General features: G+C 72.4%; 20 protein-coding genes. 11 read left to right on the top strand and 9 right to left on the bottom strand.

The window, feature by feature from the left end:
- Positions 1-1,179, top strand: coding sequence for an allantoicase (gene alc, locus OG310_RS06345; RefSeq protein WP_329454889.1), 1,179 nt, complete (start codon positions 1-3; stop codon positions 1,177-1,179).
- 226 nt (positions 1,180-1,405) lie between these two features.
- Here alc and OG310_RS06340 read toward each other — a convergent pair whose 3' ends face one another.
- Entirely contained in the window at positions 1,406-3,883 is a 2,478-nt protein-coding gene (locus OG310_RS06340; protein WP_329454888.1) for a glycoside hydrolase family 2 protein, read from the bottom strand.
- A 280-nt stretch (positions 3,884-4,163) separates the two neighbouring features.
- Between OG310_RS06340 and OG310_RS06335 the strand changes: the two genes are divergently transcribed.
- Positions 4,164-4,802, top strand: coding sequence for a dihydrofolate reductase family protein (locus OG310_RS06335; protein WP_329454887.1), 639 nt, complete (start codon positions 4,164-4,166; stop codon positions 4,800-4,802).
- Positions 4,803-4,921: 119 nt separating this feature from the next.
- Here OG310_RS06335 and nagA read toward each other — a convergent pair whose 3' ends face one another.
- The 6 genes from nagA to OG310_RS06305 all read right to left on the bottom strand — a co-directional run bounded on the left by nagA (position 4,922) and on the right by OG310_RS06305 (position 12,164).
- Entirely contained in the window at positions 4,922-6,148 is a 1,227-nt protein-coding gene (gene nagA, locus OG310_RS06330; RefSeq protein ID WP_329454886.1) for an N-acetylglucosamine-6-phosphate deacetylase, read from the bottom strand.
- A 49-nt stretch (positions 6,149-6,197) separates the two neighbouring features.
- Positions 6,198-7,667: a glycoside hydrolase family 3 protein gene (locus OG310_RS06325; protein WP_329454885.1), complete on the bottom strand. Its 1,470-nt coding sequence runs from the start codon at positions 7,665-7,667 to the stop codon at positions 6,198-6,200.
- 91 nt (positions 7,668-7,758) lie between these two features.
- Positions 7,759-8,613 carry a carbohydrate ABC transporter permease gene (locus OG310_RS06320; RefSeq protein WP_329454884.1) on the bottom strand — a complete coding sequence of 285 codons (855 nt, stop codon included), beginning with the start codon at positions 8,611-8,613 and terminating at the stop codon, positions 7,759-7,761.
- Entirely contained in the window at positions 8,610-9,578 is a 969-nt protein-coding gene (locus OG310_RS06315) for a carbohydrate ABC transporter permease (RefSeq protein WP_329454883.1), read from the bottom strand. The genes OG310_RS06320 and OG310_RS06315 overlap by 4 nt, the downstream gene beginning before the upstream one ends.
- Before the next feature lie 16 nt (positions 9,579-9,594).
- A complete protein-coding gene (locus OG310_RS06310; RefSeq protein WP_329454882.1) occupies positions 9,595-10,887 on the bottom strand; it encodes an extracellular solute-binding protein in 1,293 nt (430 codons plus the stop codon).
- Between the two features lie 5 nt (positions 10,888-10,892).
- Complete coding sequence (locus OG310_RS06305) at positions 10,893-12,164, bottom strand: ROK family transcriptional regulator (protein ID WP_329454881.1); 1,272 nt, start codon at positions 12,162-12,164, stop codon at positions 10,893-10,895.
- Positions 12,165-12,311: 147 nt separating this feature from the next.
- Here OG310_RS06305 and OG310_RS06300 point away from each other — a divergent pair, with 147 nt between their 5' ends.
- On the top strand, positions 12,312-13,490 hold the full coding sequence (locus OG310_RS06300) for a cytochrome P450 family protein (protein ID WP_329454880.1): 1,179 nt from the start codon (positions 12,312-12,314) through the stop codon (positions 13,488-13,490).
- Between the two features lie 169 nt (positions 13,491-13,659).
- On the opposite strand, the gene OG310_RS06295 is transcribed toward OG310_RS06300, so the two are convergent.
- Positions 13,660-14,664, bottom strand: a complete 1,005-nt coding sequence (locus tag OG310_RS06295; protein ID WP_329454879.1) for a Gfo/Idh/MocA family protein — start codon at positions 14,662-14,664, stop codon at positions 13,660-13,662.
- 101 nt (positions 14,665-14,765) lie between these two features.
- Here OG310_RS06295 and OG310_RS06290 point away from each other — a divergent pair, with 101 nt between their 5' ends.
- From OG310_RS06290 to OG310_RS06260, 7 genes are all read left to right on the top strand, one after another.
- Entirely contained in the window at positions 14,766-15,521 is a 756-nt protein-coding gene (locus OG310_RS06290) for a GntR family transcriptional regulator (protein WP_329454878.1), read from the top strand.
- A 163-nt stretch (positions 15,522-15,684) separates the two neighbouring features.
- Positions 15,685-16,683, top strand: coding sequence for a sugar ABC transporter substrate-binding protein (locus OG310_RS06285; RefSeq protein WP_329454877.1), 999 nt, complete (start codon positions 15,685-15,687; stop codon positions 16,681-16,683).
- Positions 16,680-17,747 (top strand): ABC transporter permease, encoded by a 1,068-nt coding sequence (locus tag OG310_RS06280; protein WP_329454876.1) that lies wholly within the window; start codon positions 16,680-16,682, stop codon positions 17,745-17,747. Before OG310_RS06285 ends, OG310_RS06280 begins: the two co-directional genes overlap by 4 nt.
- Positions 17,744-18,601 carry an ATP-binding cassette domain-containing protein gene (locus tag OG310_RS06275; RefSeq protein WP_329454875.1) on the top strand — a complete coding sequence of 286 codons (858 nt, stop codon included), beginning with the start codon at positions 17,744-17,746 and terminating at the stop codon, positions 18,599-18,601. The genes OG310_RS06280 and OG310_RS06275 overlap by 4 nt, the downstream gene beginning before the upstream one ends.
- Before the next feature lie 230 nt (positions 18,602-18,831).
- Positions 18,832-19,998: an ROK family glucokinase gene (locus OG310_RS06270; protein ID WP_329454874.1), complete on the top strand. Its 1,167-nt coding sequence runs from the start codon at positions 18,832-18,834 to the stop codon at positions 19,996-19,998.
- Positions 19,995-20,585, top strand: coding sequence for a sugar kinase (locus tag OG310_RS06265; RefSeq protein WP_329454873.1), 591 nt, complete (start codon positions 19,995-19,997; stop codon positions 20,583-20,585). Before OG310_RS06270 ends, OG310_RS06265 begins: the two co-directional genes overlap by 4 nt.
- Positions 20,586-20,870: 285 nt before the next feature.
- A complete protein-coding gene (locus OG310_RS06260) occupies positions 20,871-21,323 on the top strand; it encodes a hypothetical protein (protein ID WP_329454872.1) in 453 nt (150 codons plus the stop codon).
- A 196-nt stretch (positions 21,324-21,519) separates the two neighbouring features.
- On the opposite strand, the gene OG310_RS06255 is transcribed toward OG310_RS06260, so the two are convergent.
- Positions 21,520-21,726 carry a hypothetical protein gene (locus tag OG310_RS06255; RefSeq protein WP_329454871.1) on the bottom strand — a complete coding sequence of 69 codons (207 nt, stop codon included), beginning with the start codon at positions 21,724-21,726 and terminating at the stop codon, positions 21,520-21,522.
- 324 nt (positions 21,727-22,050) lie between these two features.
- Between OG310_RS06255 and OG310_RS06250 the strand changes: the two genes are divergently transcribed.
- Positions 22,051-22,605, top strand: coding sequence for a Dps family protein (locus OG310_RS06250; RefSeq protein ID WP_329454870.1), 555 nt, complete (start codon positions 22,051-22,053; stop codon positions 22,603-22,605).
- Positions 22,606-23,115: the final 510 nt, after the last annotated feature.

The following is a 23,115-nucleotide window of genomic DNA, read 5'->3' as shown; positions in this document are numbered from 1 at the left end:
GTGACACACGAGCCGGGGACCACCCTCGTCCCCGACACACGGTCGACGCCGGGTACGGGCGGGACCGTCGCGTCCGCCGCGTTCACCGGGAACGCACGCCCCTACGCCGGCGGCGACCCGTACGCCGACTACCGCGCGGCCGACTTCCCCTTCACCCACCTCGCCGACCTCGCCGACCGCAGGCTCGGCGCCGCGGTGGTCGCTGCCGGCGACGAGTTCTTCGCCGAGCGCGAGAACCTGCTCAGGCGCGAGCGTCCCGTCTTCGACCCGGCGGCGTTCGGCCACAAGGGCAAGATCATGGACGGCTGGGAGACCCGTCGCAGGCGCGGCACAGGACCCGACGCGCCGCACCCCGCCCCCGACGACCACGACTGGGCGCTGGTCCGCCTCGGCGTGCCGGGTGTGGTGCGCGCGCTGGTGGTGGACACCGCCCACTTCCGGGGCAACCACCCCCAGGCCGTGGCCGTCGAGGGGGCCTCGCTGCCGGGGCAGCCGTCCGTCGCGGAGCTCATCGCCGACGGCGTCGAGTGGGCCACGCTGGTGCCCCGCTCGACGGTCGGCGGCCACGCGGCCAACGGCTTCGCCGTCGACGTGCCGCGGCGCTTCACCCACCTCAGGCTCCGGCAGTTCCCCGACGGCGGGATCGCCCGGCTGCGGGTGTACGGGGACGCCGTGCCCGATCCGGCGTGGCTCGCGGCTCTCGGCACCTTCGACGTCGTCGCGCTCGAACACGGCGGGCACGTCGAGGACACCTCCGACCGCTTCTTCTCCCCCGGCTCCAACACCCTCGCCCCCGGCCGCTCCGCCGCCATGGACGAGGGCTGGGAGACCCGGCGCAGGCGCGACGACGGGCACGACTGGATCCGCTACCGCCTGGTGGCGCAGGCCGAGATCCGGGCCGTCGAGATCGACACCGCCTGCTACAAGGGCAACGCCGCGGGCTGGGCCGCACTGTCCGTGCGCGACGGCGCGAGCGGGGAGTGGGCGGAGATCCTGCCCCGCACCCGGCTCCAGCCCGACGCGGTGCACCGCTTCGTCCTGCCGGCCCCGGCGACCGGCGACGGGGTGCGCCTCGACACCTTCCCCGACGGGGGCATCTCCCGGCTGCGGCTGTTCGGTTCGCTGACCCCGGGGGGCGCCGCTGCGCTCGCCGACCGCCACCGCGAACTGGGCGGCTGAGACCGCCGGGACCGGCCCCGGGGCGGACCGTACGAAGCGGCTCGGACCCCCGGCCTCCCGGCCCCGTTCGTCCGGCGTGACGCGTCCCGTGTCCGGGTCCCGGTCCTCACGGGCCGGGACCCACGTACCCGTCAGGATCGGGGCCCGGGACCCCGTTCCGACCGGAGCCCGTATTGGTGGCGACCCGGCGGAACCCACGAACCGGGGGCCCCGCCACGTCGGCCCGTCAGTCGGACACCGGCCCCACGGTTGACGAACGCGTCACCGCGAACAGCGCCGCCCGGGCCGCGGCACGGTCCGGCGCTGCCCAGCCGCTCACCCGGATCGTCGCGCTCTCCCCGGGCAGCAGGGTGAACAGGCCCTGGTCGGCCACGGCGTCTGGTGCCAGCCGGTCGGCCTGGAGCAGCAGGTCCCGGACGAGCGTGCGCGCGGTCACCGTCACCCCGGCGGCACCGTCGGGCAGTTCGGCCACGGCCACCTCGTACGCCGGATCGGGGTAGGCGAACTCCAGGTCCCGAACCGGGAAGTGGAGCGCGCGCAGCCCGTCCGCGTCCGCCACCAGGTACTCGGTGCGCGAGCCCGGCCCTGGCAGCAGGGCGTCGGGGACCGCCTGCCCGGCGACGCCGCGCGCCCCGGCGCTCAACGGCACCCGTGCCTCGGCGAGCACGTCGCCGGTGACCGACATCCGGCGCAGTCGGACCTCCGGACGCCAGCCCTCCTTGGACTGGTTCACCGCCAGCAGCGTGGGCACACCGTCGCGCCGCTGGATCGTCAGCAGCCGGTCGGCGTACAGCCTGCGCAGCTCGTACCAGAGCGGCTTGAGCCGCGCGTCACCGTCCACCGCAGCCCAACTCGTCACCGGCCAGCAGTCGTTGAGCTGCCAGACGATGGTGCCCGCGCACACCGGCCAGTGCGAGCGCCAGTGCTCGATCCCGGTCGCGATGGCGCGCACCTGGTTGACCTGCATCAGGTAGTGCCACCGGTCGAAGTCGTCGCCGGCGGGCACCGCGAAGTGGCGTGCGAGGCCGCGCTCCAGCTTGCCGTTGCCGTCGTCGGCCTTCTGGTGGTGGAGCATCCCGGGGGAGTCGGCGACGAGTTCCTCGCCGGGCAGCGCGCGGCGCAGCGTCGCGTACGCGGGCGGCGCCTGCCAGCCGAACTCGGAGACGAACCGCGGCACGTCGTCCAGGTAGTCGGTGTAGTCCGTGGTGTTCCAGACGTCCCAGGAGTGGACGACGCCGTGCGCGGGGTCGTTGGGGTGGTGCTCCCACGACCCGGACCAGGGGCTGCCCGCCCAGTAGGCCCGGGTCGGGTCGATGTCCGCGACAACGCGCGGCAGCAGCCCCAGGTAGTACCCCTCGCCCCAGGAGTCACCGGCCAGCGGCTTCTCCCAGCCCCAGTCGCGAAATCCCCACAGGTTCTCGTTGTTGCCGTTCCACAGCACCAGGCTGGGGTGCGGCATCAGCCGCGCGACGTTCTCCCGCGCCTCGGCCTCGACCTCGCCCCGGATGGGCTGCTCCTCCGGGTAGGCGGCGCAGGCGAAGAGGAAGTCCTGCCACACCATCAGCCCCAGCTCGTCGCAGGCGTCGTAGAACTCGTCCCGCTCGAAGATGCCGCCGCCCCACACCCGTACGGTGTCCACGCCCGCGCCGACGGCCTGGGTGAGGCGCTCGCGGTAGCGGGCCGCCGTCACGCGGGAGGGGAAGACGTCGTCGGGAATCCAGTTCACGCCGCGCGCGAAGATCCGCTCGCCGTTGACGACGAAGGTGAAGCCGGTGCCGTGCTCGTCGGCGCGCGTGTCCACCACGACATCGCGGAAACCGATCCGCCGCGCCCACTGCCCGAGGACCGTCCCGTCGGCCGTGCGGAGTGTGATCCCGCAGTCGTACAGGGGCTGCTCGCCGTAACCGCGGGGCCACCACAGGGCCGCGTCCGCGACCTCGGCGACGACGACGGCCGTATCGCCCTCGACGGCCACGGTGGCGCTCGCGCCGCCCACCCGGAGGTCGACGGCAAGCTCCCGGGCCGTGCCCGGCGCGGTCCGCTCGATGTCGACGCGGACCTCCACCCGGCCCGTTCCCGTGGTGGTGTCCACACTCACCAGCGGGCGCACCCGGGCGAGCCGCGCCGTCGACCAGTGCTCCAGACGGGCGTCCTTCCAGATGCCGGCCGTGGGCAGCGACGGTCCCCAGTCCCAGCCGTAGGCGCTGGCCATCTTTCGGATGAAGGGCCGCGGGTCCTGCCCGTACGCCTCCTTCGTCGCGCCGAGCCGCTCCCGTACCGCCTCCGCCGCGTCGTAGGAGCAGGAGAACAGGACGGACAGGGGGGTCTCGGCGGCGAGCCGCCCGGTCACGTCGAAGCGGTAGCCGCGGTGCATGTTGGCGGTGCGGCCGATCACCTCACCGCCGAGGCTGATCTGCGTGATCGTGTCGAGGCCGTCGAAGACGAGGTCGGTGCGCTCGTGCCCGGTGCCGCGTGCGGGCAGGACCGTGTCGTACACCCAGTCGGTGCGGCCGACCCAGTCGACCTCCAGCTCGTTCCCGGAGAGGTAGGGGTCGGGGATGACGCCCGCGGCCAGCAGATCGGTGTGCACGCACCCGGGTACCCGGGCGGGCAGCGCCTCGCCCTGGTGCCGCAGCGTCCAGCCCGCGTTCAGGGGCACCGCGTCGAGAGACGCGTCGTCGTTCCCGGCTTGCGCCGTCGTCACCGTCGTCACCGTCGTCCCAGCCGTTCTTTTCGGTGTCATTCGCGCGGCGACCGTATCCAGAGTTTCCTTCCAACGTCAATATATAAGGAGGGGGATTGCGGCGTATCTGTCGCGAAGATTTCCGCACGCGCGTGTCCATCCTCGCGAGGAGAGCCCGACTGTTAGCTTCTGCGAAAAGGTAATGCGCCCCCTGGTCACCCCCACCGATGAGTCGCGCGCCCCAGCGGGGTCTCAAGCGGTACACCTGTGCGCAGGAGGCCCCCACCCGAGGAGCAGGATCATGGCCGAGATCACCGCCACCACCTTCGTCTCCCTCGACGGCGTCATGCAGGCACCCGGCGGCCCGTCCGAGGACACCAGCGACGGCTTCCGGCACGGCGGCTGGTCCGTGCCCTACGGCGACGAGACGTTCGGCTCCTACGTCGTCGAGGAGTTCGCGCGCGCCGACGGCTTCCTCCTCGGCCGCAGGACGTACGACATCTTCGCCGCGTACTGGCCGCGTATCACCGACCCGGCGAACCCCGTCGCCAGCGCCCTCAACTCCCTGCCCAAGTACGTCGTCTCCGGCACGCTGACGGACCCCGCGTGGCATCGCACGACCGTCCTCGGCGGGGACCCGGTGGCCGCCGTCAAGAAGCTCAAGGAGCAGCCCGGCCGCGAGATCCAGATCCACGGCAGCGGCGCCCTGATCCGCTCGCTGTTCGGGCAGGGCGTCATCGACCTCTACCGCGTCCTGGTCTTCCCGGTGTACCTCGGTGGCGGCGGGCGGCTCTTCCCTGACGGCGCCCCGCCGATCGGCTTCGAGGTCACCGACCGCAGGGCCGTCGGCACGGGAGGCGGGATCACCGCGCTCACCCTGCGGCCCACCGGCCCGGCCGCGACGGGCTCGTACGAACTGCCGCCCGAGGACGGCGGCTGAACCGGCGAACCGGCGAACCGGCGAACCGGCGAACCGGCGAACCGGCGAACCGGCGAACCGGCGGGGCCGTGCGGGCCGGCCCGGGACAGCGGGCAGGGTCCCGCCCGGCGGCGCGGGCGTCACAGAGCGGCGACGGGCACGGCGTTCCCGCCGAGCCACACCCCCTCCGGCCGCAACTCCCCGTCCAGCGCCACCAGGTCGGCCCGCAGGCCGGGCCGCAGTTCCCCCCGGTCGCGCAGGCCGAGCAGCCGTGCGGCCGTACCGGACGCCATCCGCACGGCATCCCCGAGCGGCAGCCCCACCACCGACACCGCCCGGCGCAGCGCCTGCGCCACGAACAGCGTCGAGCCGGCGAGCGTGCCGGTGCCGCGCAGCCGGGCCACCCCGCCCTCGACGCTCACTTCCCGGTCCGCGAAGGCGTACGTCCCGTCCGCCATCCCCGCAGCGGGCATCGCGTCGCTCACCAGCATCAGCCGGTCGGGCCCCGCGACGCGATGCGCGAGACGCACGGTGTCATCGGCGAGATGGTGCCCGTCGAGGATCACTTCGCACACGAGCCGGGGGTCGAGCAGTGCGGCGGCGACCGGCCCCGGCTCCCGGTGGTGCAGCGGCGGCATCGCGTTGAACAGATGGGTCACCGCCCGGGCCCCGAGCTCCGCGGCCCGGGCGAAGCCCTCCGCGTCCGCGTCGGTGTGTCCGAGGCAGCACACCAGCTCCTCGCCGTGACGCCGGATGAACTCTGCGGCGCCCGGCAGCTCCGGTGCCAGGGTCATCGACACGGCGTGGCCGCCCGCCGCCCGCAACAGCCGCTCCATCAGCTCCGGGTCGGGTTCGCGCAGCGCGCGGCGGGTCTGGGCGCCGCGCCGGGCCTGCGACAGGAAAGGCCCCTCGAAGTGGATCCCCACCAGGTTCGGCGCGGACCCGTCGTCGATGACCGACGCCACCGCCCGCGCCGCCGCCTCCATGGCCGGTGGGTCGATCGTGGCGATGGACGCCAGCATCGTGGTCGTACCGCGTGCGAGATGCCCCGCCGCCGCGGCCCGTACGTCGTCCGGGTCGCCGGTGTAGAGCGAGTGGCCCGCGCCGCCGTGGCAGTGCGGGTCCACGAATCCCGGCACGACGAGCCGGCCGGCCAGCTCCACCACGGGATCCGGTACGCGGGGCGGCGCGCCGGTGCCGAGCGAGTGGATCCGCCCGCCGCGCACCAGCAGCCACCCCTCGGTGACCCCCGCGTCGGCCGTCGCGAACCGGCCGCCGACGAACAGCCGTCCACCGCCGGTCTCCCCGCCCGCGCCCGACGGGGGAACCGCGGGGCCGGTGATCGCGTCGGTTCCCGCCCGCCTCACCACCGCGGGTCCGCCGTGGGCGGCCGGCGAAGGCCCCGGCGGGAGCAGGTCACCGCGCGCCCAGCAGGACGTCGACGGCGGCGCGGGCACACACCCGCGACGCGCCGAAGGTGCGCACCCAGCCCCGGAAGCCGCCGAAGTCGTCGCCCGGCACCCCCATGTCGACGACGACGCACCCGGGGTGGCGTTCCAGCAGCTCGTCCAGGACGGGCCGTTGCCAGGGGAACCGGTGCGAGCTGCGCACCAGCAGCACCACGTCCGCGTCGGCACCGAACTCGTCCAGGTAGAGGCCGACCTCCGCCTTGATCATGCCCTCGGCGTTGTACGTGTCGCCCGCCACGGCCAGCGACTCGACGTCGACGCCCGCCGCCCGCAGCGGCTCCTCTACGCCCCAGGACGCGCCGCCCTGCGCCGGCGAGTGCGTCGGGTCGAGCCGTACGACGAGGGCGCGGCGGCCCCTGAGCGCGGCGTCGCCGCGTACCTCGACCACCTCACGGGCCAGTCGCTCGCCCACGGCGTCGTCGTGCGGGGTGCCGGTGGCGCGCGGCCGGGTGCCGAGCTGCGCGATCCTGCTGACCGCCTCGCGCAGCCGCCCCTCGGGCAGGGTGCCGTCCTCGACGGCCGCGACCAGGGCGCCGGCCGCCGCGTCCACGTCGTCGCCGAACGCCCAGGCGCCCAGGCACAGGGCGTCCGCCCCGGCGGCGATCGCGCGGACGGCCGCCTCCGGCAGGCTCGCCACGTCGCTGATGCCGTGCATCTCCAGCGCGTCGGTGATGACCACGCCGTCGAAGCCCAGTTCGTCGCGCAGCAGACCGGTCAGCACGGCCGGGCTGATGGTGGCGGGCACGTCGTCCAGTTGGGTGAGATGGACGTGCGAGACCATGATGCTGTCGACTCCCGCGGCGATGGCCGCGCGGAACGGGTCGAGATAGTGGTCCACCAGCTCCTGCCGGGACAGGTCCACCGCCGGTGTGCCGAGATGCGCGTCGGTCGAGCTGAGGCCGTGGCCGGGGAAGTGCTTCGCACAGGCGCTCACCCCGGCGGCCTGCAGCCCCTCCACCCAGGCGGCGGCGTGCCTGGCCACCAGCGCGCGGTCCGGGCCGAAGGTGCGGATCCCGTTGGGGGACAGGGGGTTGACGGCGACGTCGACGGCGGGCGCCAGGTCCCAGTCGACTCCGGCCTCCACCAGCGAGAGGCCGATCTGGTAGGCCGCCTCGCGGGTCAGCGCCGGGTCGTCGAGGCGGCCGAGGGCATGGTTGCCCGGCACGGACGTACCTCCGACGTTCTCCAGCCGGTTGACGTCACCGCCCTCCTCGTCGATGGAGAGCAGGACGTGGTCGCGCAGGCCGTGCAGGGCCCCGGTCAGCTCCCGTACCTGTTCGGGGGACGCGATGTCCTTGCCGAACAGGACGAAGCCGCCGAGTCCCGCCGCGACGCGGGCCCGTGCCCAGCGGGGAACGGTCCTGCGCCCGAGCGCGGGGAACAGCACGCCGTGTGCGAGCCGGGTCAGCTCGGTCATGGGTCTTTCCTCACCTTGCAGTTCGTCGTCGTGTGATTGGTGTGCGACGTGTCGGAAACGGGTGGCGCGGGGGCGGCGGCCGCCAGTGTGCTCAGCCCTTGACCGCGCCGCTGGTCATGCCGCCCACCAGACGGCGCTGCACCAGCAGGAAGAAGACGAGGACGGGGAGGGAGAAGATGGTCGAGGCGGCGATCATCGCGCCGTAGTCGACGCTCTCCGAGGTCTTGAAGGACACGAGCCACACCGGGAGGGTGTAGTTGCTCTGCGACTTCATGATCACGTAGGCGAAGATGTAGTCGTCCCAGGCGTTGACGAACGCGAAGATCGACGTGGCCACGATGCCGGGCATCAGCAGGGGCAGCAGCACCCGGACGTACATCTGGAACCGCCCGCAGCCGTCGACGAGCGCGGCCTCCTCCAGTTCGACGGGGACGGAGTCGACGAACCCGCGCAGCGTCCAGATGGTGAACGGCAGCACGAAGGTCATGTACGTCAGGACGAGGCCGGGGACGAAGTCCAGGCCGCCGATGGACCGCAGCATCAGGTACACCGGGATGACCATGGCCGCCGCCGGCACCATCTGCACCAGCACGAGGATCGTGAGGACCGCCTTGCGGCCCGCGAAGCGGAACCTGGCGATGGCGATCGCCGCGAACAGCGAGATGACCAGCGAGAGGACCACCGAGGACAGCGTCACCGTCAGCGAGTTGCGGACGAACGTCCAGAACCCGGTCTTGTCCAGGGCCCGGTGGAAGTTCGCAAGGCTCATCGGCCAGGGGAAGAACTGCGGAACGGAACTGAGGATGTGCGCCCGCTGCTTGAGCGCGGTGGCGACCATCCAGTAGACGGGGAAGACCATCACCACCGACACGGCCATCGCGATGGTGTTGTTGGCGGTGCGGCGCCGCCGCGCGGGCGAGCGAGACGGCGCGGCCGGGGCACTCATACGACCTCCCCCTGCCGGGACAGCCTGCGGACGTAGGCGATGGAGAACAGCGCGAGGACGACGACGGTCACGACCGCCACGGACGCGCCGGCGCCGTACTGGTTGCGGCTGAACGCGGTGATGTACGCGTAGACGCCGAGCGTGGTGGTCGCGCCGTCGGGGCCGCCCTGGGTGAGCACCCAGATCGGGGTGAACGAGTTCACCGACCAGATCACTTCGAGGATGGTGAGGATCGCGAGGACGGGCCGCATGATCGGGATGGTGACGTGCCGGAACATCTGGAGGGTGCCGGCGCCGTCGAGGCGGGCCGCCTCGTAGAGCGACTCGGAGATCTGTCCGCGCGCGGCGAACAGGGTGAGCGCCACGAACGGCAGTCCCTTCCAGACGGTGAGCACGATGATCAGGCCGAGGGCGGGCACCGGATGGGAGAACCAGTCGTACGCCGACAGGTCGCCGAACACCTTGACCCGTGTGAGCAGCCAGTTGGCCACGCCGTACTGCGGCTGGAACATCCACTGCCACACCAGGGTCGCGGCCACCATGGGCATGGCCCACACCAGCACCAGGCAGACGGAGGTGACCACGCGGGCCCACGCGGAGACCCCCATCAGCAGGTGCGACAGGAGGAAGCCCAGCACCATCAGCAGCGTGACGCACACCAGGGTGAACACCACCGTGCGCGCCAGTACCGCGAGGAAGTCGGAGTCCGCGAAGAGCCGGGTGAAGTTGCCCAGGCCGACGAAGTCCGACTCCCCGGTGAACAGCGACCGGGGGCCGAAGTCCTGGGTGGACAGGACCAGCAGACGCACCAGCGGATAGCCCTGGACCAGCAGCAGCGCGGCCAGCGCGGGAGCCACCATCGCCCAGGGGAGCAGGCGGGAGCGCGCGGGGCGCCGCCCGCCCGGCGGGCCCGTGCGGGCCCGGTCGGGCGCGCGCACCGGGCTCTGCTTCTCAGTGATTGCCATGAGGCGTCCCGAAGTCTCAGTTGCTCAGGGAGTTGAAGGCGTCCGTCGCGTGTTTGTCGTACGCGGCCGAGGACGAGGCGATGTCCGCACCGCCCGCGATCTTCGAGAAGAACTGCTCGTTGTAGCGCTCCGTCTCCAGCGTCGCCTCGCCCGGGCTGTTCGGCAGAGCCTGGCTGAGCTTGCTCGCCGCGGCCGCGACCGTCAGCTGCTCGGGCACCCCGGCCGGAGTGAAGTCCGCCGAGATCGGCAGCAGGTTGAGTTTCAGCGCCATCTTCTGCTGGAACGTCCTGCCGGTGATGATGCGCAGCCAGTCCTCCGCCGCCTTGCGGTCGGGACTCGCCGCGGCGATGCCGATCGTCGAACCGGAGACGATGACGGGCATGGTGCTGCCCGCGCTGTAACCGGGCATCGCGAAGAAGCCGATGTCGTCCTTCATCTTCGGGTTCTTCTCGACGACGGCCGCGGGCTCCCACGCCTTGACGTAGGCCATCGCCGCCTTGCCGTCGGCGAACAGCTGGTCCTGGTCGGGGCTGTCGGTGTTGACGCCGACGGAGGAGGGGGTGGAGCAGGTGTTCTGGAACGTCTTCCAGGCCGCGAGGCCGGCCCGGTCGGCCGGCGAGCTCATCTGCGCCTGCCACGTGCCGTTCTTCTCGGCGGCCACCTTGCCGCCCTTGGCGAACAGGAAGGGCATGCCGTTGAACCAGTACTGGCCCGGCAGGTAGAAGCCTGAGAAGTCGGCCGTGCCCTTGTTGGTACGGGCGAGCGTGCCGCACGCCTTCTCCAGGTCGCCGACGGACCTCGGGGGAGCCTTGATGCCCGCGTCCGCGAACATCTTCTTGTTGTACATGACGACCTTGGTGCCGCCGTAGAGCGGTACCGCGTACAGCTTGCCGTCGAACCGGGAGGGGCCCGACAGCCCGCTCAGCCAGCTGCCGGAGCCGGTGAAGGACGCCGTGTCCTTCGTGAGGTCCGCCAGCCCGCCGGAGTAGGTCTGCAGCGGGGTCTGGGTGTTGCCCATCTCCACGATGTCCGGCGGGTTCCCGCTGGCCAGGGCCGTGGTGATCTTGGTGGCGACGCCGTCCCACTGCTGGATCTGGACGTCCGCCTTCATACCCGGGTGGGCCTTCTCGAACTGGGCGTCCACGTCTTTGATCAGGGGGCTGTCACCGGGGCCGCCGGTCATCATCCAGATCGTCAGCTTGTGGTCGGAGGCGGACTTCGTCGCGCCGCCGCCCCCGCCGCACGCCGTCAGTGCGAGCGCGAGGACCGGGAGCGCCGCGAGCGCGCACCGTATCCGTGATCGGTTCATTGTTCTCACCCTTCTGCCATCGGGTCGTCGTGCGGGGTGCCGGGAGTGGTGTCGTGGCCGGCGCCCGGGGCGCCGGGGGTGGTCGGGCACGCGGCGAGGCGGCGTACGACCAGGTCGCGGTCGACGGCGATCGACGCGGAGTGCTCCGTGCTGACGCCGAGCGCCTCGTAGAGCCGGCCGAGCGAGGCGGCCATGGAGCCGAGCAGCCCCGCGGAGTCGCCGAGGTCGGACCTGCGCACCACGCTGCGGACGCCGACCGTGTCGGCGACCCGGTCGCTGATCCCGGCCAGCAGGCCCGCGCCGAACGACTCGGAGAAGCCGCCGGTGAGCACCACGGTGCTCGGCTCGTAGGCGAGGGCCACGACCGTGACGAGGTGGGTCAGGGCGCCGTGCACCTCGGCCAGCAGGTCCGCGTACGTCTCCGGGTCGGCGAACAGGGTCTGCGCCGTCGGTACGTCCACGCCCCTGCCGCGTGCGTACGCCACCAGGTCGGCGCCGGAGAGCAGATCGCGCAGCCGCTGCTCGCGGCCGGGCAGCGGGAGGCGGCCGAACTCCCCGAGGAGGCCGGTCCTGCCGACCAGGACCTGCCCTTCGAGACTGACGGCGGAGCCGAGACCGGTGCCCATCGCGAGCAGGACGGCGGTCTCCCGGTCCGGCAGCGACCCGTACTGGAGTTCGCCCAGCAGGGCGAGGTTGGAGTCGTTGCCGACGGCGGTGGGCACGTCGAGCAGTGCGGAGACCGCCTCGATGAACCGGGTACCGGTGATCTGGCCGAGATTGTGCGAGGCGACGACGGACCGGCCGTCGCCGGTGACCACACCGGGCAGGCCGATCGTCACGGTGTGCAGCGGGACGCCGCCGCCGTAGCGGGCGACGAGGTCGGTGACCCGGCCCGCCACCCACGCGGCGAGTTCGTCGGCGTCCGCGTCCCGCGGAGTGGCGTCCCGGCTCCTGATGACGGCGCGGCCCAGAGCGTCGGCCACCACCACGCGGCAGTTGGTGCCGCCGAGGTCGATTCCGCAGACGAGGGCGGAGCGGTCGTTGAAGCCCACGGACGTCGACTGCCTGCCGGGGCCTTCGCGCAGCATCCGGCGGCCCTCCCGGACGAGGGATTCGCCCATCAGGTCGTCCACGATCCGAAACACCGTGGCACGGCTCAGGCCGGTGTCCGCGATGAGCTGCTGACGGTCCATCTCGACGCCGGACAGCAGAGCCGCGAGCACGGCGCTGCGGTTGGACGTGCGGGGGAGCGAGGTAGTTGCCACAATTCCTCTCACGCTGAGATTAATTCGTGGTGGCTACCTTAACCACGGCGGACGGGCGAGATCCAGACATGTGCGTCACGTTCGCGTAAACCTCTCGGTCCCGCCGTGCGCGCGCCTTGATGCGCCCCGCTCCGGCCGGGGCCGACGTAGGCTGGGGTGATGGCTACGTTCGAACTCGCCGACCTGGGAGCCGACTTCACGTCGAACCCGTATCCGCACTACGCGAAGATGCGGGAAATGGGCCCCGTGCACGAGATGCGCGGAGCCGACGGCTGGCGGTTCTGGCTGGTGGTCGGGCACGAGGAGTGCCGTGCGGCCTTCGGCGACGCCCGGCTGTCCAAGAGCTCACCGGCGCAGGACGACGAGGACCGGATCATGGGCCGCCACCTGCTGATCGCGGACCCGCCCCACCACACCCGGCTGCGCCGCCTCGTCTCGCGCGAGTTCACCCCGCGGCGCGTGGCGGCCCTGCGTCCGCGCGTGCAGGAGATCACCGACGGCCTGCTCGACGCGATGCTGCCCGCAGGCCGGGGCGACCTGGTCGACGCGCTCTCCTTCCCCTTGCCCATCACCGTGATCTGCGAGTTGCTGGGCGTGCCGGACAGCGACCGCGACTCGTTCCGGGCCTGGTCGAACGACGTCGTCGCGCCCACGGACCCGGAGCGGAGCAGGACCTCGGTCTTCGCCATGCGGGACTACCTGGACGCGCTGATCGCGAAGCGGCGGGGGGCCGAACCCGGCGACGACCTGCTGTCCGGCCTGCTGCGCACGGAGGCGGAGGGTGACGACCGGCTCTCGGCCGAGGAGGTGCGGGCCATGGCCTTCATCCTGCTCGTCGCGGGCCACGAGACCACCGTCAACCTGATCTCCAACGGGGTCCGCGCCCTGCTGGAGAACCCGGACCAGCTCGCCGCGCTGCGCGCCGATCCTGGGCTGCTCGACGGCGCGATCGAGGAGATGCTGCGCTACGACGGGCCGGTCGAGAACGCGACCTTCCGTTTCACCCGCGAGCCCATCGCGTACGACGGCGCGGAGATCCCCGCGGGGGAGCCGGTGCTCATCGGGCTGGCCTCCGCGGACCGCGACCCGGAGCGGTTCGCCGCACCGGACACCTTCGACATCCGCAGGTCGGCCGAGGGCGGCGCGGCCCATCTGGCCTTCGGCCACGGCATCCACTTCTGCCTGGGCGCGCCGCTGGCCCGGCTGGAGGCGAAGATCGCGATCGGCACGCTGCTGGAGCGCGCGCCGGACCTCGCGCTGGACACGCCCTCCGCCGCGTACGACTGGCTGCCGGGCATGCTGATCCGCGGCACCCGGCACCTGCCGTTGCGCTGGTAGCGCGGGAGCGGAGGGGGCGGGAACGGACGGGCGGAGCCGGCGCGGACGCGGGCCCGCCGGCGACGACGAGGCGCGCTTGCGGGCGGGTGCGGTGCCGGCGGCCGACGGGTGCGGGCGGCGGGCGGACGGCCCGGGGCCGTCCGCCCGCCGGTGTCCTCGCGGCCCGCGGCTAGGCCTGCGGGATCTCCTCCAGCCGCACCGGGCGGTGTTCCGCCCGCGAGCGCTCGCAGGCTTCCGCGATACGCAGCGCGTGCAGGGCCTCGCGGGCGTCGCAGGGGTTCGCGCGCTCGCCGCGTACGACGTCGAGGAACGCGTCGATCTCCGCCTCGTACGCCGGGGCGAACCGCTCAAGGAATCCCGGCCAGGGGTTCTCGCAGGGCGGCGGGCCCTTCGGCTCGGTCGACGTGATCGGCGTCCTGTCGTCCAGGCCGACGGCGAACTGGTCGTCGGTTCCTGCGAGTTCCATGCGCACGTCGTAGCCGGCGCCGTTGCACCGGGTCGCGGTCGCCGTGGCGAGCGTGCCGTCGTCCAGCGTCAGTACGGCCGCGGCGGTCGACACGTCGCCGGCCTCGCGGAACATCGCGGGGCCCTCGTCGGAACCCGTCGCGTACACCTCGCTCACCTCGCGGCCTGTCACCCAGCGCAGGATGTCGAAGTCGTGCACGAGGCAGTCCCGGTACAGGCCGCCCGACAGCGGCAGGTACGCGGCCGGGGGCGGCGCCGGGTCCGAGGTGATCGCCCGCACGGTGTGCAGCCGGCCGAGCGCTCCCGAGAGCACCAGGTCGCGGGCCGCCGCGTAGCCCGCGTCGAAGCGGCGCATGAAGCCGAGCTGCAGGACGGTCCCGGCGGCCTCGACCTCCCGGATCGCGCCGAGCGTGCCCGCGAGGTCGAGCGCGATCGGCTTCTCGCAGAACGCGGGGAGTCCGGCGCGCGCGGCCCGCGCGATCAGTTCGGCGTGCGACGAGGTCGCCGACGCGATGACCACCGCGTCCACACCCCAGCTGAAGATCTCGTCCACCGAGGGGGCGGCGGTTGCCCCCGTACGGTCGGCGACGGCCGCGGCGCGCGCCGCGTCGGTGTCCGCCACCACCAGGGCGCCGACCTCACGGTGGCGGCTGAGCACTTCCGCGTGGAAACTTCCGATGCGGCCTGTGCCGATAAGTCCGATACGCATGGCCCTTAAGGTGGCTTCCCTGGCGCACCCTGTCAAGCATTTGTCCTGACAATCGGACCTGGCGCTTCCCGGCTCGGGACGCGAGGTCTACGCTCTGCCGCGTGACCGATCAGAGAGGTGTGCCACTCCCACTCGAAGTGGACCGTACCAGTCCGGTACCCCTCTACTACCAGCTGGCCCAGCAGTTGGAAGCGGCCATCGAGCAGGGGCACCTCGCCCCCGGCAGCCTCCTCGGCAACGAGATCGACCTCGCCGGCCGCCTCGGACTCTCCCGGCCCACGGTCCGCCAGGCCATCCAGTCCCTCGTGGACAAGGGCCTGCTGGTGCGCCGCCGGGGAGTCGGCACCCAGGTCGTGCACAGCCAGGTCAAACGCCCGATGGAGCTGTCCAGCCTCTACGACGACCTGGAGGCGGCCGGCCAGCGCCCCGCCACCCGGGTGCTGCGTCACGCGCTCCAGCCCGCGAGCGCCGAGGTCGCGGCGGCGCTCGGGGTGGCCGAGGGCGCCGAGGTGCTGCTGCTGGAGCGCCTGCGCTTCGCGCACGACGAGCCCATGGCGTACCTCCGCAACCACCTGCCCGCCGGGCTCTTCGACTGCGACAGTGAGCGCCTTGAGGCGACCGGGCTCTACCGCGTGATGCGGGCCGGCGGGATCACACTGCACAGCGCCCGGCAGTCCGTGGGCGCGCGCGCCGCGACCGTACTGGAGGCCGCCCGGCTCGCCGAGTCCGCCGGGGCGCCGCTGCTGACCATGGAACGGGTCACCTTCGACGACACGGGCCGGGCCGTCGAGTTCGGCTCCCACGTCTACCGTGCCTCGCGCTACTCGTTCGAATTCCAACTCCTCGTCCGTCCTTGACCGTTCGGCGGGCGGCTGCCCCCGGCGCACGGAAACCCGGGATGTACAGGCAAAGTATTGACGGGGCCGCGTACCCCGGCTAAAAAGCAGCGACCACGGGAAAGGGCATACAGTCGTGACAGGGATTCGAACAGGGGTACGACGCAGCTGGGGGAGGCGTACCGTGCGGCGAGCCGCCGGCGCGGTACTCGCGGTCACCCTCGCGGCCTCGGCGCTCGCGGGGTGCAGCGCCACCGGCGGCAAGCGCGCCGAGGAGCGCGCGGCGGCGGCGAAGGCGGGCGGACGCTCCGCCGTGAACACGCCGAAGTGGACGATCGGCATGGTCACCCACTCCGCCGACGGCGACACGTTCTGGGACATCGTCCAGAGCGGCGCCCAGCAGGCGGCGGTGAAGGACAACGTCAAGTTCCTCTACGCGCACAGCGACCAGGCCCAGGACCAGGCGCAGCTGGTCCAGTCCTACATAGACAAGAAGGTCGACGGCCTGATCGTCACGCTGGCCAAGCCCGACGCGATGAAAGCCGTCGTCGCCCAGGCCACCAAGGCGGGCATTCCGGTCATCACGGTGAACTCGGGTGCCGAGCAGTCCAAGGCGTTCGGCGCGCTCACCCACATCGGCCAGGACGAGACCACCGCGGGCGAGGCCGTCGGCGAGCAGCTCGACAAGGAGCACCGCAAGAAGGCCCTCTGCGTGATCCACGAGCAGGGCAACGTGGGCCTCGAACAGCGCTGCGCCGGAGCCAAGAAGACCTTCACGGGACAGCTGCAGAACCTGTACGTCGACGGCACCAGCACGCCCGACGTGCAGTCCTCCATCGAGGCCAAGCTCCAGGCCGACCCCTCGATCGACTCGGTCGTCACCCTGGGCGCGCCGTTCGCGGACGCGGCCCTCCAGGCGAAGCAGACCGCAGGGAGCAAGGCCGAGATCGACACCTTCGACCTCAACCAGCAGGTCGCCGCCAAGCTGGGCTCCGGCGCCCTCGGCTTCGCCGTCGACCAGCAGCCCTACCTCCAGGGCTACGAGGCCGTCGACCTGCTGTGGCTGTACAAGTACAACCGCGACGTCCTCGGCGGCGGCAATCCCGTCCTCACCGGCCCGCAGATCGTGACCAAGAAGGACGCGTCCGCCCTGGAGGCCTACGCCAAGCGGGGCACGCGATGACCGCGACCGCGCCCTCCGTGCGGCCACCCGGCGACGCTCCCGGCGGTGACGAGCGACTGCTGCGGGCCTCCCCGCTGCGCAAGCTGATGGGCAGGCCCGAGCTCGGATCGGTCGTCGGCGCGATCGCCGTCTTCCTCTTCTTCGCCCTCATCGCGGACTCGTTCCTGCGCGCGTCCAGCCTCGCCACCGTGCTGTACGCGGCCTCGACCATCGGCATCATGGCCGTACCGGTGTCGCTGCTGATGATCGGCGGCGAGTTCGACCTGTCCGCCGGGGTGATGGTGACGAGCTCCGCGCTGGTCTCGTCGATGTTCAGCTACCAGATGACCGCGAACGCCTGGGTCGGCGTCGGGGTCTCGCTGGTCGTCACGCTCGCGTTCGGCGCGTTCAACGGCTTCATGCTGACCGTGACCAAACTCCCCAGCTTCATCATCACGCTGGGCACGTTCCTCATGCTCACCGGCCTGAACCTGGGCTTCACCAAGCTCATCGACGGCACCGTCTCCAGCAAGACCATCGGTGACATGTGGGGCTTCGACTCGGCCCGCGAGGTCTTCGCGTCCACCTGGACCGTCGGCGGCATGGACCTCAAGGTCACCATCCTGTGGTGGCTGGTGATGATCGCCGTCGCCACCTGGATCCTGCTGCGCACCCGCTTCGGCAACTGGATCTTCGCGGCCGGCGGCAACGCCGACATGGCGCGCGCCGTCGGCGTACCGGTCAAGCGCACCAAGATCCTGCTGTACATGGGCGTCGGCTTCGGCGCCTGGGTGGCCGGGCAGAACCTGCTGTTCTCCTTCGACGCGGTCCAGTCCGGCGAGGGGGTCGGCAACGAGCTGATCTACATCATCGCGGCCGTCATCGGCGGCTGCCTGATCACCGGCGGCTACGGCTCCGCCATCGGCTCGGCCGTCGGCGCCCTCATCTTCGGCATGACCAACAAGGGCATCGTCTTCGCCGAGTGGAACCCCGACTGGTTCAAGTTCTTCGTCGGAGCCATGCTCCTGCTGGCCACCCTGCTCAACACGTGGGTCCGCAGGCGCGCGGAGGAGTCACGATCATGATCGAAGCACCCGAAGAGATCACCCCCGGGAGCGAGGGCCCCACGCCCCTCGTGGAGCTGGCCGACGTCAGCAAGTACTACGGCAACATCCGGGCGCTCGAAGGCGTCTCGCTGGAGGTGCACCCCGGCGAGATCACCTGCGTCCTCGGTGACAACGGTGCCGGCAAGTCCACCCTCATCAAGATCATCGCGGGGTTGCACCAGCACGACGGCGGTGTCCTGCGCATCGAGGGCGAGTCCGCGGTGCTCGGCTCGCCGCGCGAAGCCCTCGACCGGGGCATCGCCACCGTCTACCAGGACCTGGCCGTCGTCGCGCTGATGCCGGTCTGGCGCAACTTCTTCCTCGGCTCCGAGCCGACCAGGGGCCGGGGACCATTCCGCCGTCTCGATGCCGGCTTCATGCGGGAGACGACCCGTGCGCAGCTGCTGCGCATGGGCATCGACCTGCGCGACGTCGACCAGCCGATCGGCACCCTGTCCGGCGGCGAGCGGCAGTGCGTCGCCATCGCGCGCGCCGTCTACTTCGGTGCGAAAGTCCTCGTCCTGGACGAGCCCACCGCCGCGCTCGGCGTGAAGCAGTCCGGTGTCGTCCTGAAGTACGTGGCGGCCGCGCGGGACGCGGGCCTCGGCGTCGTCCTGATCACGCACAACCCCCACCACGCCTATCTCGTCGGCGACCGCTTCGTCCTGCTCAAGCGGGGTGCCATGGCAGGCAGCCACACCAAGGACGAGATCGCCCTGGAGGAGCTCATCCGGCAGATGGCGGGCGGCTCCGAGCTGGAGGAACTCAGCCACGAACTGGAACGGGCCCCCGTTTCGGACCATCTCGGCGGCCGGCCGGACGGCGGCGAGTAGCGCCGGGCAACGCCGCACACGAAACCCCTACACGCCAGATGGCACAATCGCCGGTGGCGGGCACCGTCCGCCGCGCTGCCCGCCACCGGGCAGGGCCCCGACCCCGCAGGGACGACACGACTCGTGCGAGCATCCAGGCCACGGCCCGGCCGCCGGCACCGCCACCGCGCCACACACCGGGACCACGGCGCCACCGCGCCCCTGGCGGCCCGAGCGGGAGGCCGGCTCCTGTGAGCACCTACCGCGACCTCGCGCACCGCTCCACCGCCCGCGACGCCGTGCTGCGCACGGTCGGCACCCGCGAGCGCCGCTCCCACCTGAGCGCCCCCCGCGTGCCCACCGTCGGCATCGACATCGGGGGGACGAAGGTGATGGCCGGCGTCGTGGATGCCGACGGCCAGATCCTGGAGCACCTGCGCACCGAGACACCCGACAAGTCCAAGAGCCCGAAGGTCGTCGAGGACACCATCGTCGAGCTGGTCCTCGACCTGTCCGACCGGCACGACGTGCACGCCGTGGGCATCGGCGCGGCGGGGTGGGTCGACGCCGACCGCTCCCGCGTCCTGTTCGCCCCGCACCTCGCCTGGCGCGACGAGCCCCTCAAGGACGCGCTCGCCGCCCGGCTCGCCGTGCCCGTCATGGTCGACAACGACGCGAACACCGCCGCCTGGGCCGAGTGGCGCTTCGGGGCCGGCCGCGGCGAGGACCACCTCGTCATGATCACCCTGGGCACGGGCATCGGCGGCGCCATCCTGGAGGACGGCCGCGTCAAGCGGGGCAAGTACGGCGTCGCCGGTGAGTTCGGCCATATGCAGGTCGTGCCCGGCGGCCACCGCTGCCCCTGCGGCAACCGCGGCTGCTGGGAGCAGTACAGCTCCGGCAACGCGCTGGTCAGGGAGGCCCGTGAGCTCGCCGCCGCCGACTCGCCGGTCGCGTACAACATCATCGACCGGGTCAACGGCAACGTCCACGACATCACGGGGCCGCTGATCACCGAGCTCGCCCGTGAGGGCGACGCGATGTGCATCGAACTGTTCCAGGACATCGGCCAGTGGCTGGGCGTGGGCATCGCCAACCTGGCCGCCGCCCTGGACCCGTCCTGCTTTGTCATCGGCGGCGGCGTCAGCGCCGCCGACGACCTGCTGATCGGGCCGGCCCGCGACGCGTTCCGCCGCCAGCTCACGGGGCGTGGCTACCGGCCCGAGGCCCGTATCGTGAAAGCCCAGCTCGGCCCCGAGGCGGGCATGGTCGGCGCGGCCGACCTCGCCCGCCTCGTCGCCCGCCGGTTCCGGCGCGCCAACCGCCGCCGCGCCGAACGGCACGAACGCTACGAGCGCTACGCCCAGGCCATCAGGAACACCCGCACGTCCACCCCGGAGCAGGAACCGCCGTCATGACCCCGCCGTCCGCGTCACCGACGAACCCGCCGTCCACGGACGACGGCGGGAAGCCGCCGGAGGACCTCCGCCACCGCAACCGCAGGCGCCTGCTGACCCTCATCGTCATCGTGCTGCTCGTCGGGGTGCCCGCGGGCTATCTCGCGATCGCCGCCGAGCAGAGCCGCGACAGCGGCCGCAAGAGCGAGGCGGAGGCGGCGGCCACCGGCCTGCAGCCCGTGCGGCCCGCCGGGTTCCGCAAGCGCATCTACGACCTGCCGATCCCGGCGGGCGCCTCGAAGGTGCGCTACTACGAGACCAACAACTGGAAGAACAGCCGGCTGTACGCGCAGTTCGACCTGACCTCGGGGCGCCTCGACACCTTCCTCAACCAGATGGGCACCAACCGGTCCTCCCTGAAACCCGGGGCGGTGACGATCCCCCTGCGTGACCAGAAGATCGCGAAGTGGGACTTCTCGGTGCCCGACCACCTCTGGGCGGGGCTCGTGTACAAGCAGAAGGACCCGCTGCCCACGGTCGACATCATCGTGGACCTCTCCGACCCGGCGATGCCCCGCGTCTACGCCGTCTCCACGGCCAAGCCGTAACGGTCCGCGCGCCGGCGGGGGCGGGGCTGGGCCGGCCGACGGTGCCCGGCGCGTGCCCGGGGACGCCGAGCGTTCCCCGGGGCGGCGGGACTCTGCCCGTCGGCGGTCCCCCGGTGACCGGTCCCCGCGCGGAGGAAGCGGCCGGCGGGGCCCGCCGTGGTGAAGGAGGACTTCGTGGAGCGGGCATCCCGCTCCACCCCGGCGAACGGGAGGCGGTGGTGCCCCATTCGGGTCGCTGCTTCCCGGACGGGGTACGCGGCGCGGCTCCCGGGGGACGTCAGGGACATGAGCCATGATGCCGACGGCCCGGACCCTGCCCACCAACGGCCCGACGGGATCAGCGACGGGACGGTGGAGGCACTGGGCTCCCTGTCCCAGGCGCTGGAGACCGTGGAGCGGGCCCGCGGCCACCTCTACGCCTTTCATCAGCTGACCGGCGGCGCCGACCTGGAGCTGGACCGGGCCATGGACCTCCTGCGCGCGGCGGGCCACGACGCGTGGGCCGACCGTGTCCAGCGGGAGATCGTGGGGCGCAACGTCATCCCCGGGCATTGGACGTTCCAGATCGTCGAGGCCTACGACCGCACCTACTACGAACCGTTCAGGGATTTCGGGCGCCAGATCCTGGCGGCCCTCGCCGACGGCCGTGAGCATCTGTACGAGGCGGAAATGAAGGAGTCCCGCCGCACGGCCGGGCATCCCCAGCACACCGCCCGCCCGGACAGCCCCGGCACGTGATCAGCCGCGTCGTCCCGCAGCACGGACCAACCGCTCAGGGATCTCCGGCGCGATGACACCTGCCAAGGATCTCCGGCGCGCTGCCGCCTGCCGGGGTCCCTGGGGGCGAGGACGCCCGCCGAGGAGCGGCGGCGGGCATACCGCCACGCCACCCCCGGTTCAGGGTCGCCACCGGTAGGGCCTCTCGGCGACCGGTTCAGCCGCCCCCCGACTGAAGGTCCGGCGCGTCCGGGTCCGTGGACTTCCGGGGCTTGATGCCTGTGTCGGCGTCCTCCTCGGAGGTCGCCGCGGGCCGTCGGGCGGGCCCGCCGGAGGGACGGTCCGACCCGGTGTCGCGGGAGCCCTTCGCTCCGCGCTCCTCCTGGGGCTCTTCCTGATGATTCCCACGGGTTGTCTCGCTCATGAATTCCACTCTTCCTCGGTCGGCCACGTCCCGCCACGCGGAACCGGATCGCGGGGGCCCGGCGCTCCCGGGGGTGCGCGGTCCACGGCCCGACGGGGGGTGCCCACCCTCCGGGACGGCGCGCCGGGGGCAGCGGATCGTGGGGGCCGCCGCCGTCCCGTACGCCGACCGCGGCTTCCACGTGCGAGGCCCGCGCCGGGCGAGCGCGGGCCGGGCGGGCGCATTGTCCGCACAGACGGGTGAGGGGGCGCGGGGCGTCGTCAGGGAACGGGGGCGGCCGGGTAGCAGGCCGGTGTCAGAGCACATCGAGACAGGAGCAGTCCCGTGGCGCAGCGTCCCACTCCCCGCTACACCGTTCCCGGCCTCACCGTCGATCAGGCGGGCACGATCATCGGCAGCCTGCAGACCCGCCTGTACGCCCTGAACGACCTCCACCTCACGCTCAAGCACATCCACTGGAACGTCGTGGGGCCGCACTTCATCGCCGTGCACGAAATGCTCGACCCGCAGGTAGACAGCGTGCGTGGCATGGCCGACGACGTCGGCGAACGGATCGCCGCCCTCGGCGGCGTCGCCCAGGGCACGCCCGGCACCCTCGTCAAGGAACGCACGTGGGAGGACTACAGCGTCGGCCGCGCCGACGCCATCGCCCACCTCGGTGCCCTCGACCTCGTCTACACCGGCATCCTCGAAGACCTCAGGAAGGCCATCGCGGGGATCGGCCCTCTCGACACCGCCACCGAAGACCTCCTGATCGGTCAGCTCCGCGGCCTCGAACAGTTCCAGTGGTTCGTCCGGGCCCACCTCGAAACCACCGCGGGCACCCTGAGCACGGCGGGAGCCCGGACCGAGACGGCCGCCGCACACCAGGCGGGCTGACCGGGGCGCCGAGAACCCCGTCGGCCCCGCTGCGCGCGGCCCGGGGGAGCGCCGTGGCCGGCAGGACGCGTGCCTCTCCCGGCCCACCGCGGCGGCCCCCGCGCGCCGGGAGCGGCCCGTACATCCAGGTGTCCTCTCCCCAGCGCTCGGACAGCGTGCGCCGGCATGACCTCGGAACCGGTACGCCCACCGCTCCGGGCGGATGAACACAGCTCGCTCGTCGGCCGGTTGGACCTGCAAGCGGCAGATCATCCGCCGGAAGTGAGCGGAAGTGCGCGGGGCCGGGCGATGAGGACGCGCACCGCCGGGATGCTGCCCCACCTCGTCGTGGAGAGGGGGCGGCACACGGGACACGCGGGCATCGTCAGCGAACTGCTCGACGGCGTGAAGGGCTCCTGTCGGCGCGGGTCCCCGGGGCGGCCTCCCCTCCCCGGGCTCCGCGCGGCGTCCACCGGGTGCTGGACCGTAAGGAGCAAGCGCGGTTTGGAACCGGATGCTGACGGCAACACC

It is taken from the genome of Streptomyces sp. NBC_01497, from assembly GCF_036250695.1.
Lineage (GTDB): Bacteria > Actinomycetota > Actinomycetes > Streptomycetales > Streptomycetaceae > Streptomyces.
This window is presented reverse-complemented; position numbering and strand designations above follow the sequence as displayed.

Bases quoted from the DNA above. Each gene is read 5' to 3' on its own strand.
- OG310_RS06255 (WP_329454871.1), bottom strand. From the start codon at position 21,726: ATGAGCGAGACAACCCGTGGGAATCATCAGGAAGAGCCCCAGGAGGAG.
- OG310_RS06310 (WP_329454882.1), bottom strand. From the start codon at position 10,887: ATGAACCGATCACGGATACGGTGCGCGCTCGCGGCGCTCCCGGTCCTC.
- OG310_RS06265 (WP_329454873.1), top strand. From the start codon at position 19,995: ATGACCCCGCCGTCCGCGTCACCGACGAACCCGCCGTCCACGGACGAC.
- OG310_RS06320 (WP_329454884.1), bottom strand. From the start codon at position 8,613: ATGAGTGCCCCGGCCGCGCCGTCTCGCTCGCCCGCGCGGCGGCGCCGC.
- OG310_RS06325 (WP_329454885.1), bottom strand. From the start codon at position 7,667: ATGACCGAGCTGACCCGGCTCGCACACGGCGTGCTGTTCCCCGCGCTC.
- OG310_RS06295 (WP_329454879.1), bottom strand. From the start codon at position 14,664: ATGCGTATCGGACTTATCGGCACAGGCCGCATCGGAAGTTTCCACGCG.
- OG310_RS06300 (WP_329454880.1), top strand. From the start codon at position 12,312: ATGGCTACGTTCGAACTCGCCGACCTGGGAGCCGACTTCACGTCGAAC.
- OG310_RS06260 (WP_329454872.1), top strand. From the start codon at position 20,871: ATGAGCCATGATGCCGACGGCCCGGACCCTGCCCACCAACGGCCCGAC.
- OG310_RS06275 (WP_329454875.1), top strand. From the start codon at position 17,744: ATGATCGAAGCACCCGAAGAGATCACCCCCGGGAGCGAGGGCCCCACG.
- OG310_RS06315 (WP_329454883.1), bottom strand. From the start codon at position 9,578: ATGGCAATCACTGAGAAGCAGAGCCCGGTGCGCGCGCCCGACCGGGCC.
- OG310_RS06335 (WP_329454887.1), top strand. From the start codon at position 4,164: ATGGCCGAGATCACCGCCACCACCTTCGTCTCCCTCGACGGCGTCATG.
- OG310_RS06280 (WP_329454876.1), top strand. From the start codon at position 16,680: ATGACCGCGACCGCGCCCTCCGTGCGGCCACCCGGCGACGCTCCCGGC.